The sequence below is a fragment of the Tistrella mobilis genome (assembly GCF_041468085.1).
Lineage (GTDB): Bacteria > Pseudomonadota > Alphaproteobacteria > Tistrellales > Tistrellaceae > Tistrella > Tistrella mobilis_A.
This window is the reverse complement of record NZ_CP121017.1, coordinates 422185-437277: the sequence shown is the minus strand read 5'-3', so window position 1 is coordinate 437277 and position 15093 is coordinate 422185. Positions and strand designations below refer to the sequence as shown.

The 15093-nt window shown below is 67.9% G+C and carries 12 protein-coding genes; 2 read left to right on the top strand and 10 right to left on the bottom strand.

Annotated elements, in window-relative coordinates:
* Window positions 1-101: 101 nt before the first annotated feature.
* On the bottom strand, window positions 102-1697 hold the full coding sequence (gene ctaD, locus P7L68_RS07765; RefSeq protein WP_372003911.1) for a cytochrome c oxidase subunit I: 1596 nt from the start codon (window positions 1695-1697) through the stop codon (window positions 102-104).
* Window positions 1698-1735: 38 nt separating this feature from the next.
* A complete protein-coding gene (gene coxB / locus P7L68_RS07760) occupies window positions 1736-2575 on the bottom strand; it encodes a cytochrome c oxidase subunit II (RefSeq protein WP_372003910.1) in 840 nt (279 codons plus the stop codon).
* A 600-nt stretch (window positions 2576-3175) separates the two neighbouring features.
* Between coxB and tldD the strand changes: the two genes are divergently transcribed.
* The gene (gene tldD, locus P7L68_RS07755; protein ID WP_372003908.1) at window positions 3176-4621 is read left to right on the top strand and encodes a metalloprotease TldD; all 1446 of its coding nucleotides are present in this window, start codon (window positions 3176-3178) and stop codon (window positions 4619-4621) included.
* Window positions 4622-4702: 81 nt separating this feature from the next.
* Here the strand turns inward: tldD and P7L68_RS07750 are convergent, their stop codons facing one another.
* The 7 genes from P7L68_RS07750 to P7L68_RS07720 form a co-directional block, all read right to left on the bottom strand.
* The gene (locus P7L68_RS07750; protein WP_372003906.1) at window positions 4703-6871 is read right to left on the bottom strand and encodes a TRAP transporter permease; all 2169 of its coding nucleotides are present in this window, start codon (window positions 6869-6871) and stop codon (window positions 4703-4705) included.
* A 128-nt stretch (window positions 6872-6999) separates the two neighbouring features.
* Window positions 7000-7962, bottom strand: a complete 963-nt coding sequence (locus P7L68_RS07745; RefSeq protein WP_372003904.1) for a TAXI family TRAP transporter solute-binding subunit — start codon at window positions 7960-7962, stop codon at window positions 7000-7002.
* Between the two features lie 52 nt (window positions 7963-8014).
* Window positions 8015-8878 (bottom strand): 3-keto-5-aminohexanoate cleavage protein, encoded by an 864-nt coding sequence (locus P7L68_RS07740; RefSeq protein WP_372003902.1) that lies wholly within the window; start codon window positions 8876-8878, stop codon window positions 8015-8017.
* Window positions 8879-8920: 42 nt separating this feature from the next.
* Window positions 8921-9907, bottom strand: a complete 987-nt coding sequence (locus P7L68_RS07735) for a MurR/RpiR family transcriptional regulator (RefSeq protein WP_372003900.1) — start codon at window positions 9905-9907, stop codon at window positions 8921-8923.
* 14 nt (window positions 9908-9921) lie between these two features.
* The gene (locus P7L68_RS07730) at window positions 9922-11301 is read right to left on the bottom strand and encodes an aspartate aminotransferase family protein (protein WP_372003898.1); all 1380 of its coding nucleotides are present in this window, start codon (window positions 11299-11301) and stop codon (window positions 9922-9924) included.
* Between the two features lie 171 nt (window positions 11302-11472).
* Window positions 11473-12714 carry a glutamate--cysteine ligase gene (gene gshA, locus P7L68_RS07725; RefSeq protein ID WP_372003896.1) on the bottom strand — a complete coding sequence of 414 codons (1242 nt, stop codon included), beginning with the start codon at window positions 12712-12714 and terminating at the stop codon, window positions 11473-11475.
* A 195-nt stretch (window positions 12715-12909) separates the two neighbouring features.
* Window positions 12910-13695 (bottom strand): 16S rRNA (uracil(1498)-N(3))-methyltransferase, encoded by a 786-nt coding sequence (locus P7L68_RS07720; protein ID WP_372003894.1) that lies wholly within the window; start codon window positions 13693-13695, stop codon window positions 12910-12912.
* 172 nt (window positions 13696-13867) lie between these two features.
* On the opposite strand from P7L68_RS07720, the gene ubiA reads away from it, so the two are divergent.
* Window positions 13868-14824 carry a 4-hydroxybenzoate octaprenyltransferase gene (ubiA, locus tag P7L68_RS07715; RefSeq protein ID WP_372003892.1) on the top strand — a complete coding sequence of 319 codons (957 nt, stop codon included), beginning with the start codon at window positions 13868-13870 and terminating at the stop codon, window positions 14822-14824.
* Here ubiA and P7L68_RS07710 read toward each other — a convergent pair.
* On the bottom strand, window positions 14790-15053 hold the full coding sequence (locus P7L68_RS07710; RefSeq protein ID WP_372003891.1) for a hypothetical protein: 264 nt from the start codon (window positions 15051-15053) through the stop codon (window positions 14790-14792). The two genes, ubiA and P7L68_RS07710, sit on opposite strands and share 35 nt — an antisense overlap.
* Window positions 15054-15093: the final 40 nt, after the last annotated feature.

The window sequence follows — 15093 nt, the reverse complement described above, 5'->3', positions numbered from 1 at the left end:
CGGCCGGCATGGCCGGGACGGGGTCGGGCGGTTTCGGGGCCGCGCCGTGGCATGGGTGCCGCCGGCCACGGCCCCGAAGGACCGGTCTCGTCAGGCTGCCGTCACTTCACGCGCGGCAGACCGTCCTCGAAGGTGTGGAAGGGCGGCGGCGACGTCACCGTCCATTCGAGGGTGGTTGCACCCTCGCCCCACGGATTGTCGGCGCACTTCTGACCCGCGGTCAACGTGCGGAACACCACGTAGACGAAGAACAGCGCGGCGAAGCCCGAGATGTAAGCCCCCATCGAGGCGACGTGATTCCAGCCCGCATACACATCCGGATAATCGGGGATGCGGCGCGGCATGCCGGCCAGCCCCAGGAAGTGCATCGGGAAGAAGGTCAGGTTCACGCCGATGAAGGTGAGCCAGAAGTGGATCTTGCCCAGCGTCTCGGGATACTGCCGGCCCGACATCTTGCCGATCCAGTAGTAGAAGCCGGCAAAGATGGCGAACAGCGCGCCCAGCGACAGCACGTAGTGGAAGTGCGCCACAACGTAATAGGTGTCGTGGAGCACCGTGTCCACCCCTGCATTCGACAACACGACACCGGTCACGCCGCCGACGGTGAACAGGAAGATGAAGCCGATCGCAAACAGCATCGGGGTCTTGAACTCGATGGAGCCGCCCCAGGCGGTGGCGATCCACGAGAAGATCTTGATGCCGGTCGGCACCGCAATGACCATGGTCGCTGCGGTGAAATAGGCGCGGGTGTCGACATCGAGGCCGACGGTGAACATGTGGTGCGCCCAGACCACGAAGCCCACGACACCGATCGCGACCATGGCATAGGCCATGCCCAGATAGCCGAAGATCGGCTTGCGGGAGAAGGTCGAGATCACGTGGCTGATGATGCCGAAGCCCGGCAGGATCATGATGTAGACTTCGGGGTGCCCGAAGAACCAGAACAGATGCTGGAACAGGATCGGGTCACCGCCCTTGGCCGGGTCGAAGAACGCCGTGCCGAAGTTGCGGTCGGTGAGCAGCATGGTGATGGCGCCGGCCAGCACGGGCAGCGACAGCACCAGCAGGAAGGCCGTCACCAGCATCGACCAGGCGAAGAGCGGCATCTTGTGCAGCGTCATGCCCGGGGCGCGCATGTTCAGGATGGTGACGATGAAGTTGATGGCGCCCAGGATCGACGCCGCACCCGACAGATGCAGCGAGAAGATCGCCATGTCCACCGCCGCACCGCCATGGGACACATTGCCCGACAATGGCGGATAGATCGTCCAGCCCGTGCCCGCACCGCCGTCGACGAAGGCGGAGCCCAGCAGCAGCGCGAAGGACGGCGGCAGCAGCCAGAAGGAGATGTTGTTCATCCGCGGGAACGCCATGTCGGGCGCTCCGATCATCAGCGGCACGAAATAGTTGCCGAACCCGCCGATGAGCGCCGGCATGACCACGAAGAAGATCATGATCAGGCCGTGCGCGGTGATGACCACGTTGTAGAACTGATAGTCGCCGCCGAAAATCTGGTCGCCCGGAGACGCCAGCTCGGCACGGATCAGCATTGAAAAGAAACCGCCGATCAGACCGGCGACCACCGCGAACACAAGGTACATCACGCCGATGTCCTTGTGGTTCGTGGAGAAGACCCACCGCTTCCAGCCCGTCGGATGGTGTGCGCCGTGAGCGTCATGTGCGCCCGCGTGTGCCATGACCAATCCCTCTCGTTATCGGATGTGCCCGCGGAAGCTCACTGGCCCGCCAGCGCGACCCGGACCTCGTCGGCCCCGTCGACGCGCGCGAACCTGCCCTGTGCTTCGGTCACCCAGTTTTCGAAATCGCCCTCGGCCCGCGCCTCGATCACGATCGGCATGAAGCCGTGCCGCACGCCGCAGATTTCGGAGCACTGGCCGTAATAGACGCCCGGCTTGTCGACCCGGAACCAGGTCTCGTTCAGCCGGCCCGGCACGGCGTCCATCTTCACGCCGAAGGACGGCATCGCGAAGCTGTGCAGCACGTCCTCGCTGGTGATCAGCAGGCGGACGGTCTTGCCGGCCGGCACGACGACCCGGTTGTCGACCTCCAGCAGGCGGTGGCCGCCGGCCGGGAGCGCATCACCTTCCAGCAGGTTGCTGACGAAAGTGAAGTTGCCGTTGTCCGGGTATTCGTAAGACCAGTACCACTGATGCCCGATCGCCTTGATGGTCAGATCGGCCTCTTCCACCTTGTTCTCGAAATAGATCAGACGGAAGGAGGGGATCGCGATCACGACCAGGATCAGGATCGGGGCAACGGTCCAGCCGATCTCGAGCAGGGTGTGGTGCGAGCGCTTCGACGGAGTCGGGTTGGACGTCCGATTGAAGCGAAGGACGACGACGACCAGCAGGGCGAGTACGAAGATCGACACGCCGAAGCAGATGTAGAGCAGGATGTCATGCAGATCGACGACCCGCTCCATGACAGGCGTCGCCGGCGCCTGGAGATTGAGCTGCCAGTCATGGGCAACTCCTTCCGCGAACGCCGCCCCGCCCGTCCCGAACAGAACGGCGCAGACCGCGATCAGCGAAGAGACTAGATCCTTGGACCTCATTCTTGGGCCTTCCCCCTGCGGATGGCTCCGCCCGTCTTCTGCCGGACGGCGTTAGACCACGTCCTCAGTTCGCCTTCGTGTGGCAATTGGCCGCATTGGCTGCGACCAAGGCTACACGACGCCCGTAAGTCTAACAAGCTGCACGGATATGGTGTCCATGCAGCTCAACCACGGTTGGAGTCTCCGCGGTTTTTCTGTGCTTCTTAGGCTGAAGCGGAGTCCGCTCGGGAAAAATGCGACAACTTGTCGCACAGAACCTGGAGGCGAATCCGCCATGCGGTCCGGGCCATTTCGTCCGGAATGCAACGACGGCTGTCCGGAGAGAAAGGCGGTGCCTGCGCGGGGTGGACGGGCTGAAGCTGAGCGCTCTGCGAACGATCCCTTATATCCCCCGGCCGACCGCTCCATATAACATGCATGAACGACACGCCGACGTCCAACCCTCTGGCCGGCACCAGTCGCCTGCCACATGCCGGGGCAACCCTCCGCCCCGTCCCGGAGTTCCGCTCGTCGCAACGTCCCACCGCCGCAACGTCCGACCACCCCGATTTCCGACTGCCCCCGACCCCCGATCGTCCGACCAGGTAAGGCCCGCGACCAATGCCCGATACCGCCAAGCTCACCGCCACCGATCCCTTCTTCGCCTCGGGGGCACTCGACCGCTCGCGCCTGGAACGCCAGGTCGCCGAGGCGCTCAGAGGGGCGGATGACGGCGAGCTCTTCCTCGAATACCGTCAGTCCGAGGTGCTGGGCTTCGACGACGGCCATCTGCGTTCGGCCACTTTCGACACTGTTCAGGGTTTCGGCATGCGGGCCGTGGCCGGCGATACCGTCGCCTACGCCCATGCCAGCCAGATCGACGACGGCGCGCTGGCGCGTGCCGCCGACACGGTCGGCGCCGTGCTGCGCGGCCATGGCGGCACGCTGGATCTGGCGCCTGCGAAGCCCGGTCCGGCCCTCTACCAGCCGGGCAACCCTCTGGATGCGATGCCCTTTGCCGACAAGGTGAAGCTGCTGGCCGAGATCGACGCCTGGGCGCGCGCGCGCGACAACCGGGTCCGGCAGGTCAGCGCCACGCTCTCGGCCAACTGGCAGGTGGTGGAGATCCTGCGCCCCGACGGCAGTTCGGCCCGCGACGTGCGGCCGCTGGTCCGTATCGGCGTCTCGCTGCTGGTGGGGGAAGGTGACCGCCAGGAAAGCGGTTATGCCGGCGCCGGCGGCCGCGCCGGCTATACCGGCTGGGTTGCTCCCGAGCGCTGGCAGGCCCTGGTCGAGGAGGCGCTTTCTCAGGCGCTGATCAACCTGGAGGCCGCCCCGGCACCCGCCGGCGAGATGACGGTGGTGCTTGGCTCCGGCTGGCCCGGCATCCTGCTGCATGAAGCGGTGGGCCACGGTCTGGAAGGCGATTTCAACCGCCGCAGGCTCTCGGCCTTCTCAGGGCTTATCGGCGAACGTGTGGCCGCCCCCGGCGTCACCGTGGTCGACGACGGCACCATCCCCGACCGTCGCGGCTCGCTCACCATCGACGACGAGGGCACGCCGTCCTCTCGCACCGTGCTGATCGAGGACGGGATCCTGAAGGGCTATATGCAGGACCGGATGAATGCCCGGCTGATGGGCGTGCCGGTCACCGGCAACGGCCGCCGGGAAAGCTATGCCCATCAGCCGCTGCCGCGGATGACCAACACTTACATGCTGGGCGGCGACAAGGACCCGGCCGAGATCATCGCCTCGGTCAAGCGTGGCCTCTATGCCAAGGAGTTCGGCGGCGGCCAGGTCGACATCACCTCGGGCAAGTTCACCTTCTCGGCCTCGCTCGCCTATCTGATCGAGGACGGGAAGATCACCCGGCCGGTGAAGGGCGCGACGCTGATCGGCAACGGCCCCGACGTGCTCAAGCGGGTATCGATGATCGGCAACGACATGGCGCTCGACGGCGGCATCGGCTCCTGCGGCAAGGACGGCCAGTGGGTGCCGGTGGGCGTGGGCCAGCCGACCCTGCGCATCGACGGGCTGACGGTGGGCGGCACCGAAATCGCCGCCTGAGCCGCAAGGCTCCGACCAATTGAAAACCCCCGCCGGGCAGGCCGCCCGGCGGGGGTTTTCCGTGTCGTGCCGCAGCTCAGCTCAGCGAACCGCAGCCGGCCTGCGGTCCGGCCCGGCGGTGCGCCGCTGCCAGAGATAGATGGCGGCAAACAAGGCGAGTGCCAGCGCCTGCACCTCGATCCGCCCCATCAGGGGGATATAGGGCGCCAGGAAACCCGGCCGGAACATGGCGAAGGCGACGGCGAACAGCGCCAGCCGCTCCCAGCCCTTGCAGGCCCGGGCAAACCAGCCCTGGAGCCCGGCCGCGAAGGCGAACATCGCCGCCACGGCACAGATCGAGATCCAGGCCAGACGGATCGGATCGTCGATCCACACCGCCCGCCCGGCATCATCAACGCCCGAGATCATCAGCAGATCGGTGTTGAACAGGAAGATGAAGGGCAGGATCGCCGTCCGCATGTCGTAGGTGAAGCCCTGGATGCCGGTTTTGATCGGATCGGCGCGGGCGATGGCGGCGGCGGCATAGGCGGCAAGCCCGACCGGCGGCGTGTCGTCGGCCAGAATGCCGAAATAGAACACGAAGAGATGGGCCGCGATCAGCGGGAAGATCAGCCCGGCATCGCCGCCCAGCTGCACGATCACCGGCGCGGTGAGCGTCGCCATGATGATGTAGTTGGCCGTGGTCGGCAGACCCATGCCCAGAATGATCGAGGTGATCGCGGTCAGCACCAGCATCAGGTAGATGTTGCCGAAGCTGATCACGTCGATGAGGGTGACGAAACGCCCGACCAGACCGGTGATGGTGACGGCGCCCACGATGATACCGGCGGCCGCGGTCGCGATGCCCACCGCGACCATGTTCCGGGCGCCGTTGATCAGCCCGTCAAAGATGTCCTGCAGCCCCTGGGCGACCCCGTCGCGCAGGATCTGCCCCATGGGTGCGCCCGGCTTCCGGGTCAGCCAGGCCAGAATCGGCCGCTGCAGGATCATGATGACCGCCATGGCCTCGATCGCGAGCAGCACCGACAGCGTGGCCGAGCGCTGCAACACCACGAGGTACCAGATCAGCACGATCACCGGGATCAGGAAGTGCAGCCCGGCGAAGAATGTCTGGCGGAAGCGCGGCAGTTCCGACCGCGGCACCGGCTTCAGGTCCAGCTTGCAGGCTTCAAGATGGACCACATAGAGCAGCGCCAGATACGAGATCACCGCCGGGATCAGGGCGGCGCGCACCACGTCCAGATAGGGAATGCCCAGGATTTCGGCCATGATGAAGGCAGCCGCCCCCATCACCGGCGGCATCAGCTGGCCGTTGGTGGAGGCTGCGACCTCGACCGCACCGGCCTTGTAGGCGGGCAGGCCGACCTTCTTCATCAACGGGATGGTGAAGGTGCCGGTGGTCACGGTGTTGGCGATCGACGAGCCCGACACCAGCCCGGTCAGCCCCGAGGCGACAACGGCCGCCTTGGCCGGCCCGCCGCGCAGATGGCCGAGCAGCGAGAAGGCGACGTCGATGAAATAGCGCCCGGCACCGGCGCGGTCGAGCAGCGCGCCGAAGAGCACGAACAGGAAAACGAAGCTGACCGAGACGCCGATCGGCACGCCGAAGATGCCAGTATCGCTGAGGTACATGTCGCTCATCAGGAAATCGAGCGGCACGCCCTGATGGCGGATGATGCCGGGCAGCCAGGGGCCCACGACGCAATAGCCGAGGAAGACGATCGCCAGGATCGCGAGCGCCGGCCCGAGCGTGCGTCGGGCGGCTTCGAGCAGCAGGATGATGGTGGCGAGGCCGAACCAGATGTCACGCTCCAGCGGCAGACCCGCGCGCATGACGATCTCTTCGTAATCCCACCAGAGATAGAGCACGGCGACGGCGCCCACGACCGCCAGCACCAGATCGTAGACCGGCACCTTTGCCAGCGCCGAACGCGGCCCCCCGGACAGGCGATCCAGCAGCTTCGCCAGGCGGCCATCCGGCGCGCGATAGGCGGGATAGCACAGGAAAGCGAGCAGCATGGCGAAGGTCAGGTGGAAGACCCGCGCCAGGAACTGGTCGAAGGGCACATAGGCGATGTAGAGCTGGAAGGCCGACCAGCCGAGGCAGAGCGCGACGATCAGCCAGCGCATCACCGGGCTTCTCGGCGCGCGTGCCCCCGCTTCCACCTGCGCGACCAGGGCCTCGGCCGCCGCGATGTCGCCCTCACCCTTCGGGGGTGCACCGCGGCCCCCCGTTTGCGATGCAGCCATCAGGCCCCTCCTCCCCGGCATTCGCCGCAGGTGCGGCTTGGAATGCGCATGAAACCTCGTGAAGCAGATATGCATAAAGACGATGCCGCCGCCCGGTTCCCCAACCGGGCGGCGGCATCCGTGCCGGATTACATCCAGCCCTTTTCCTTGTAGTACTTCTCGGCGCCCGGATGCAGCGGGGCGGTCAGCCCTTCCAGCATCTGCTTCGGATCCAGGTCGCGGAAGGCGGCGTTCGACCCCTTGAAGGTGTCGAAGTTGTCGAAGAAGGTCTTCACGAAGGTGTAGACCGTCTCTTCCGAGACATCGGAGCTGGTGATCATCGTCGCCTTGACCGCGTAGGTCTCGGTCGGGTGATCGACGCCGCGATAGGTGTTGGCCGGGATGCTGGTCATCACATAATACGGCCGCTCCTCGACGAACTTCTTGATCGCGTCGGAGTTGATGTTGATCAGGTCGATCTCGGTCGAGTTCGCCGGATCCTCGATCGCCGCCGACGGGTTGCCGACGGTGTAGAAGAAGGCATCGACCTTGCTGTCGACCAGGGCGCGCGAGGCCTCACCCTGCTGCAGACCCTGGGCGTTCAGATCCGCATCCGGATTGATCCCGTAGAGGTCCAGCACGTCCATGGCATTGCCGCGCTGCCCCGAGCCCGGATTGCCGATATTGACGGTCTTGCCCTTCAGATCCTCGACCGATTTGATGCCGGTCTCCTTGCGGGTGACCAGCAGCACGGTCTCGGGATGGACCGAGAACACGCTGCGCAGGTTTTCGACCTTCTTGCCGTCCCAGTCGGCGGCACCGCTCCAGGCATTGTAGTTGGCATCCGACTGGGCGACACCGAAGTCGAGCAGACCGCGGCTGACGGCATTGACGTTGAACACCGAACCCAGCGCCGGACGACCGACGCAGTTCAGCTTGTCGGCCGCCTGCTTGTTGATGATGGCACAGGCCTGCAGCGCCACCTGGTAGTAGACGCCGGTGACCGCACCGCCGCCGATCAGAATGTCGGTGGCCGCCACGGCCGGAACCGTGGCACCCGCCAGACCCGCGGCGAAGACGGTGGCCGCAAGGGCCGATTTGCGAACGAACATCGCTCTCCCTTTCCCCTCGTTACTCGATCGTTGAAAGTCTTCGGGCCCCCGCTCAGCGGAGCCCGAACAGGGCACGCACCGACGCCGCATCGGCGACGGGCCGCCCCAGCGCTGCCGCCACCCCGGCCGCCTGGCCGATCAGTGCGGCGTTGTCCGGGGCGGGGGCCCCGTCGCGCAAGGTCATGTTGTTCTCAAAGCCGAGCCGCGCATGGCCACCCAGCGACATCGCCGCCCCGGTCGCCGCCAGCTCCGCCGGCCCGAAGGCGCAGACCATCCAGGGGTCCTCGAAACCGGTTTCGGCACGGGCCGCCAGAAAGCCGATCAGATCCCCCGGCCGGCCGCCGCCCGGGGCATAGCGCCCCAGGACATAGAGCACCGGCGCCGCACCGCCCTCAAGCCCGTCGGCCACCGGCAGCATGCCCCGGTCACGCAGCCGGGCCAGACGCTCAACCTCCTGGGCATCATAGAGGATCCACTGCCAGCGGCCACCCGCAGCGGCCAGATCATCCAGCAGCCGGGCGAGATCGGCTTCGGCCGCGCGCCCCGCCCCTTCGGGCAGGAACTCCCTGAGGGCCAGGGAACAGAAGCCGGGCATCAACGCCCGCATGGCGGCGATCTGTGCCGGCGCCTCGTAGAGCCCCGCCGCCTCGCTGGTCACCTGGATCACCAGCCGGCCGCCGGCGGCGTCTTCCACCGCCGCCACGGCCGCGCGGTAGAGATCAGCGTCCAGGCTGTGCCGGCCATCGGCATCGCGGACATGCAGATGGATCATCGAGGCACCCGCCGCCACGGCATCGACGGCGGCGCGCGCAAGCTCAGCCGGCGTCAGCGGCAAAGCGGGATGATCGGCCTTGCCGCGGCGTGCACCATTGGGTGCCACCGCCAGAACCACTGGCGTGTCATAAGCCGTCGTCATCAACGCTGCCTCTTGCTGGGGGCGGACAAGATGCTCCGCCGATCATCCACCATCGATCCGGCCTTGTCTGCCCGTGATCGCACCGGGCTTCGAAGTTGAGCGATCTTTTCGCGATCCGCGGTGTGCGATGGAAGGTCGTTGCGCCGGACCATCCAGCAATGTGCGAAATCCGTCGAGATGGGCCTCGGCCCGGGCCACCCGGTCGTCGGCAGCTGCGCCGATGCCCACCGCCACCAGCCCGACCAGGGCCTGGGCAAGGGCCAGCCCGCCGGTCAGGGAGCGGAAGATCCCGGGCCCGTCATGGGCCAGCAGCAGGACATGATCGGCATAGGCGGCGACCGGGCCGTCGCGGTCGTCGGTCAGCACCACCACGGTCGCGCCGGTACCGGCGGCAAAGACCACCGCATCGCGGGTCGCCCGGGCATAGCGGGTGATGGTTGCGGCGATCAGCACGTCGCCCGGCCCCAGATCCCGCAGCCGGTCGGGCAAGAGCCCCGCCGCATCGCCGGCAAGCGCGACGCCGGGCCGGACAAGGTCGAGCGCATAAGCCAGGAAGAAGCCGAGGGTGTGGCATTTGCGCTGGCCGACCACCACCACCCGGCGGGCCGCCACGATCGCTCCGGCGGCTGCCGCCAGCGCCGGGGCCGCGTCGGCCCCCAGGCTGCGGTCCAGATTGGCCCGGTCGGCCGCCAGAAAGTCGGCGACCAGCCCGGCTGGGCCGTCGCCGGCCCCCAGACGCTGCAGCCGGCGCGAGCGGTCGGCATAGCGGCCGTCGCCGCCACCGGCCAGCCGGTCGCGGAACAGTGCCCCCAGTTCGGTGAAGCCGGCATAGCCCAGCTTTTCAGCCAGGCGCACGAAGGTGGCGGGCGTCACCCCCGCTTCATCGGCCAGGCGACGCATCGAGACCAGGGGCACGCGGTCGGGATGGTCGAGCAGGTGGCGCGCCGCGCGGCGCAGCTGTGGGCTGAGACCGTCCATGCCGGCCTCGATCCGTTGAAGCACCTCGTCCGCGCCTGCCGCTCCGGTCATCATTGCCCCCTGGATCAGCCGGCCGCCAGACCGGTCGCGGCGAGCGCGGCATCGATCGCGGCCCCCAGCCGGTCGACGGCGAGCGCCAGCTCCTCTTCCGTCGCGATGAAGGGCGGCGCCAGCAGCACATGATCGCCCGAGAGCCCGTCGACGGTGCCGCCGCCCGGATAGCAGATCAGCCCCCGGGCGAAGGCCTCTTCCTTGATCTTTTTCCACAGCCCCGCCCCGGCCGGGAACGGCGCCTTGCTGTCGCGATCGGCCACCAGCTCGATGCCGCGGAAAAAGCCGCGGCCGCGGATGTCGCCGACATAGGGCCGGTCGCCCAGGCCCTCGCGCAGCAGCCGCTCGAAAACCGGCCCCATCTCGCGCACCCGGGCCACCAGACCGTCGTCGCGGATCGCCTCCTGCACCGCCAGAGCGGCGGCGCAGGCAACCGGATGGCCCATATAGGTATGGCCGGTGGTCAGGCCCAGCCGGCCGGTCTCGATCACCCGGGCGATCTCGTCCGAGACCAGCACCGCGCCGATCGGCTGATAGCCGGCGCCCAGCCCCTTGGCCATGACGATGATGTCGGGGGCGATGCCATCGGCTTCGCAGGCAAAGGTATGGCCGGTCCGTCCCATGCCACACATCACCTCGTCGAGGATCAGCAGCACGCCATGGCGGGTGCAGATCTCGCGGATCGCCTTGAAATAGCCCTCGACCGCGGGGACCGCACCAAGCGTCGCGCCGACCACCGGCTCGGCCAGGAAGGCGAGCACGGTCTCGGGCCCCTGGATCAGCAGCTCGCGCTCGAATTCCGCCGCGAGCCGGGCGCCGTATCCGGTGTCGCTCTCCCCGGGCAGACGATAGCGATAGGCATGGCAGGGGGCGACATGGACCACATCGCCCATCACCCAGGGCAGGAAGGGCCGGCGCCGGCCGACATTGCCGGTGGCCGACAGCGCGCCCAGCGTATTGCCGTGATAGCTCTGCCGGCGCGCGATCACCCGGGTGCGAGCCGGATCACCGCGCTCCACCGCATGCTGCCGGGCGATCTTGAGCGCACTCTCGATCGCCTCGGACCCGCCCGAGACGAAACAGACCTTGCCGAAGCCGTCAGGGGCGGCCTCGGACAGCAGATCGGCCAGGCGCTCCATCGGCTCGTTGGTGAAGAAGCCGGTATGAGCGAAGGCGACCCGGTCGAGCTGGGCCAGGATCGCGGCGCGAACCCGCGGATCGCCATGGCCCAGGCACGAGACCGCGGCCCCGCCCGAGGCATCCAGATAGCGGCGGCCATCCTGGTCGATCAGCCAGCAGCCCTCGCCGCCGACGGCGACGGCAGGCTCGGCGGCGGAAGCACGATGGAGCACGCGGGACTGGGCGCGGTTACGGCGCAGCGGAATCTCGGACATGGCGTCTCATCCGGATGATCGGGGGGTCCGGATGATGCTAGGCCGCTGAAATCATGGATGCAACGTCCGTTTTACTGAAACACATGCGTTGCAGATGTTTCATCGGCGGCCGATATGAAACACGGGGGCCGGATGGCCCCCGTGTTCATCGGGCAGCCGTTCCGGGCCGGCTCAGATGACCTGCTCGCGCGCGGCAGCCAGGGCGGCCAGGCTGCCCAGCACGCCGAAGACCCGGAAGGGACAGGGGGCGTCGCCGCCATTGCCCGCCGGCTCGATCCGCGGTTCGACCTCGTCGCACATCTGGGTGAAATAGGCCCCCATAGCGTTCAGGCTGTCATACTCGCCCCGGCCCTTGTTGACCCGGTAGAACCCGCCGACCGCCCGGCCGTCGACCAGATAGATCACCGGCTCGGCGCTCTCGCCATCGATCAGGTCGACCGTCGGCACGCCCTCCTGGACGATGACCTCGGTGTTGAGGGCACCTTCCTTGATGACGTTCATCTTGTGCCGGGTCTTCTTGTTCATCTCCAGGATGTCTTCGCCCGACCGGGCGGTCATCACGCCCATGCCATAGGTGCCGCTGTCGGCCTTCACGAAGACGTAAGGGTCGCTCTCGATGCCGTATTGCCGGTACTTCTCGCGGGTCAGGTGCAGCACCTTGTCGACACCGCGGGCGACGCAGCCGAGCCCGGCCTTTTCGCGGAAATTGATCTGGCCGCACTGGTGCCACAGCGCCTGGATCAGCCAGGGGTCAACATCGAATTCCTCGGCGAAGGCGTCGGCGACCTGGGCATAGGCAGAGAAATGACCGCTCTTGCGCCGGCGATACCAGCCGAGCGACAGCGGCGGGATCACCGGCTGTTCCAGATCGACCAGGATCGAGGGCGCGCCCGCGGTCATGTCGTTGTTCATCAGCACCACATCGGGGACGAAGCCGTCGGCGGTGCCGATCCGGCCGTCCTCGCGACGCAGCGGCTCAACCCGGATATCGGCGCCGGTCGCCGTCTCCAGCACCATCGCCTCGTCCAGGTCGTACATCAGGCTGCCGAGACGGACCTCCCAGCCGGCCTCTTCGATGATTCCGGCCAGCACCCGCACGTTTTCCAGGTAGTGCAGATTGCGGGTGTGGTTCTCGGGCACGATCAGCAGCCGCCGGCCGTCGGGTGCCACCCGCGCCAGATGGGTCTTGAACCGTTCCGACGCCCGGCCGCGGGCGGCGCGGGAAATGTTGTTGAACCCGGCCGAGAACAGGTTGGTGTCGACCGGGGCGATCTTGACGCCTGAATGGCGCAGATCGACCGAGGCATAGGGAAGTGCCGGGGTCTCGGTGAAACGGGCATCGAACCAGGCGGTGACCTTGTCGGCCTGGGATGCAAGGATGTCGTCGAGAAGCGGCAGAATGAGCGTCTGCATGGGACGGGCGGCCTCCGGGTGTCGGATCCGGCAGACGGGCGTCTGTCGGCGGGAAGAGCGCCCGCCACCCTGATCGTGATGACCGGCCGGCGGGGCATGCGGCCCGGCAGGACCGGGCCGGTCGGTGCCCCCCTGGTGGCGGCACCGGGGACGCCGCATGCAGGGCGCCCCTGAAACGGATCTCCCGGCCGGGCGTCAGCCCGGCACGGTGGTCGGCGGCCCGGGTCGATGGCGGGCGCCGCCGCCATCTGGCGCCAGGGCCTGCAGGATGGCAAGCCCCGCGATGACCGCAGTTTCCGCCCGGAGCACGCGCGGGCCCAGGCCGATCGCGGTCAGATGGGGCCGGCCCCTCAGCCGGTCAAGCTCGGCCGGATCGAAGCCGCCCTCGGGCCCCGTCAGCAGCCCGGCCGGACCATCTCCCAGCATGGCCGCGACGTCCGCGGCCGGACGCCCGGCCCCGGTCTCGTCGCCGAAGACGACGGGCAGGTCGCCCAGACCGTCCAGCACCGCATCCAGCGGTTCCGGGGCATGAATGGCGGGCACGGTCAGCCGTTCGCACTGCTCGGCCGCCTCGCGCGCGATGGCGGCCAGCCGGTCCATGCGCAACCGGTCGACGACGGTGCGGCGGGTGACCGCGAAACGGATCGCGGTGACGCCGAGTTCCGTCGCCTTTTCGACCGCAAACTCTACCGGGCCGCGCTTGACCGGGGCCATCACCAGCTCCAGCCGTCGTTCGGGCACCGGCAGGCGGTGCCGTGCCACCAGCCGCGCAGCCGCGCCGCGCTTGCCCATGGGCACCAGCTCTGCCGCCCATTCGCCGTCCCGGCCGTTGAACAGGGCAAGCGCCGCCCCCGCCTCGCGCCGCATCACCGCCCGAAGATAATGGGCCTGGTCCTCGTCGAGCAGCAGCTCTGCACCGGCCGTCATCGGCCCGGTCAGACGGTCGGGATCAAGGTAAAGGCGGGGCGCATCGGCGGCCATGGGATCTCCGTATCGGCTCTTCCCCATGAGCTATAGCGCCCCTGACCGCGGGTTTGAAGCCCAAGCCGGTGCATTGCCGCCCTTGGCAACCCTGCGCCCAGGGGATAAACCGGCATGGGGTGGATCCGTCGCCGCCCGACGCCCCAGGAGCCAGAGCCCGAGGAGCAGCGCCATGGCCGAACCGGCCGCGAAGTCCAGGACCGGTCATACCGATATCCATGCCGATAAGGGGCTGATGCGTCTGCTGCCCGAGGGGCTGAAGCCCTATGCGCTGCTGGCGCGCTGGGACCGGCCGATCGGCTGGTGGCTGCTGCTCCTGCCCGGCTGGTGGGCGATCGCGCTGGCCGCCCCGCAGGGCGGCCTGCCCGATATCGTGCTGATGCTGGCCTTCCTGATCGGCGCGGTGGCCATGCGCGGCTTCGGCTGCACGATCAACGATCTGGCCGACCGGCATTATGATGCGAAGGTAGAGCGCACCCGCAGCCGGCCGATCCCGAGCGGCCGGGTGACGCCGCTCCAGGCGCTGCTCTTCCTGGTGCCCCAGGGGCTGGTCGGCCTGGCGGTGCTGATGATGCTGCCGGTGCCGGCGATCGTCATCGGCCTCGCTTCGCTGGCGCTGATCGTGCCCTATCCGTTCATGAAGCGGATCACCTACTGGCCGCAGGCCTGGCTGGGCCTCACCTTCAACTGGGCGGCCCTGGTCGGCTGGGCCGCCGCCAGCGGTGCCGCCGATCTCGCCGCCATGACGCCCGGCCTGCTGCTCTATGCGGGCGGCATCTTCTGGACCCTCGGCTACGACACGATCTATGCCCATCAGGACCGCGAGGACGACCTGCTGGTGGGGGTGAAATCCACCGCCCTCGCCCTCGGCCGGCGCACCAGGCCGGCGGTGGCGGTGTTCTATCTGGTCTTCTGGGGCTTCACCGTGGCGGCGGGTCTCGCCGCCGGTTTCGGTACCGGCTGGGTGCTGGCCATGGCCTTCACGGCGTCGCATCTGTTCTGGCAGATCCGCAAGCTCGATATCGACGACCCGGCGCTGTGCCTGAAACTGTTCAAGTCAAACCGCGACATGGGGCTGATCCTGCTCGCCACCATCATCCTGGCCCGCCAGGTCCCCCTCGGCGGATGAGCCGGGCGAGCGGCCGGGCCAGAAGCAGCGCCACGGCCAGGATCCAGGCCCCCGCCGGCATGTCCACGGCAGGCGGCAGGAACGGGCGCAGGATCAGGATGATCAGCACGGCACCCGCCACCTTGACCAGCTGGCGGTCGATCAGATCGAACCGCGCCCAGATGCCCCGCAGCCGTCCTTTGAGGCCGGATCGGGCTTCGGGACTTGTCTCGGGATCCTTCGCCGCCATCATCTGCTCCACGCATGTCTGAACGTCGCCTGTGCACTTG

Bases quoted from the DNA above. Each gene is read 5' to 3' on its own strand.
- P7L68_RS07750 (WP_372003906.1), bottom strand. From the start codon at position 6,871: ATGGCTGCATCGCAAACGGGGGGCCGCGGTGCACCCCCGAAGGGTGAG.
- P7L68_RS07735 (WP_372003900.1), bottom strand. From the start codon at position 9,907: ATGACCGGAGCGGCAGGCGCGGACGAGGTGCTTCAACGGATCGAGGCC.
- P7L68_RS07710 (WP_372003891.1), bottom strand. From the start codon at position 15,053: ATGGCGGCGAAGGATCCCGAGACAAGTCCCGAAGCCCGATCCGGCCTC.
- P7L68_RS07745 (WP_372003904.1), bottom strand. From the start codon at position 7,962: ATGTTCGTTCGCAAATCGGCCCTTGCGGCCACCGTCTTCGCCGCGGGT.
- P7L68_RS07730 (WP_372003898.1), bottom strand. From the start codon at position 11,301: ATGTCCGAGATTCCGCTGCGCCGTAACCGCGCCCAGTCCCGCGTGCTC.
- coxB (WP_372003910.1), bottom strand. From the start codon at position 2,575: ATGAGGTCCAAGGATCTAGTCTCTTCGCTGATCGCGGTCTGCGCCGTT.
- ctaD (WP_372003911.1), bottom strand. From the start codon at position 1,697: ATGGCACACGCGGGCGCACATGACGCTCACGGCGCACACCATCCGACG.
- gshA (WP_372003896.1), bottom strand. From the start codon at position 12,714: ATGCAGACGCTCATTCTGCCGCTTCTCGACGACATCCTTGCATCCCAG.
- tldD (WP_372003908.1), top strand. From the start codon at position 3,176: ATGCCCGATACCGCCAAGCTCACCGCCACCGATCCCTTCTTCGCCTCG.
- ubiA (WP_372003892.1), top strand. From the start codon at position 13,868: ATGGCCGAACCGGCCGCGAAGTCCAGGACCGGTCATACCGATATCCAT.
- P7L68_RS07740 (WP_372003902.1), bottom strand. From the start codon at position 8,878: ATGACGACGGCTTATGACACGCCAGTGGTTCTGGCGGTGGCACCCAAT.
- P7L68_RS07720 (WP_372003894.1), bottom strand. From the start codon at position 13,695: ATGGCCGCCGATGCGCCCCGCCTTTACCTTGATCCCGACCGTCTGACC.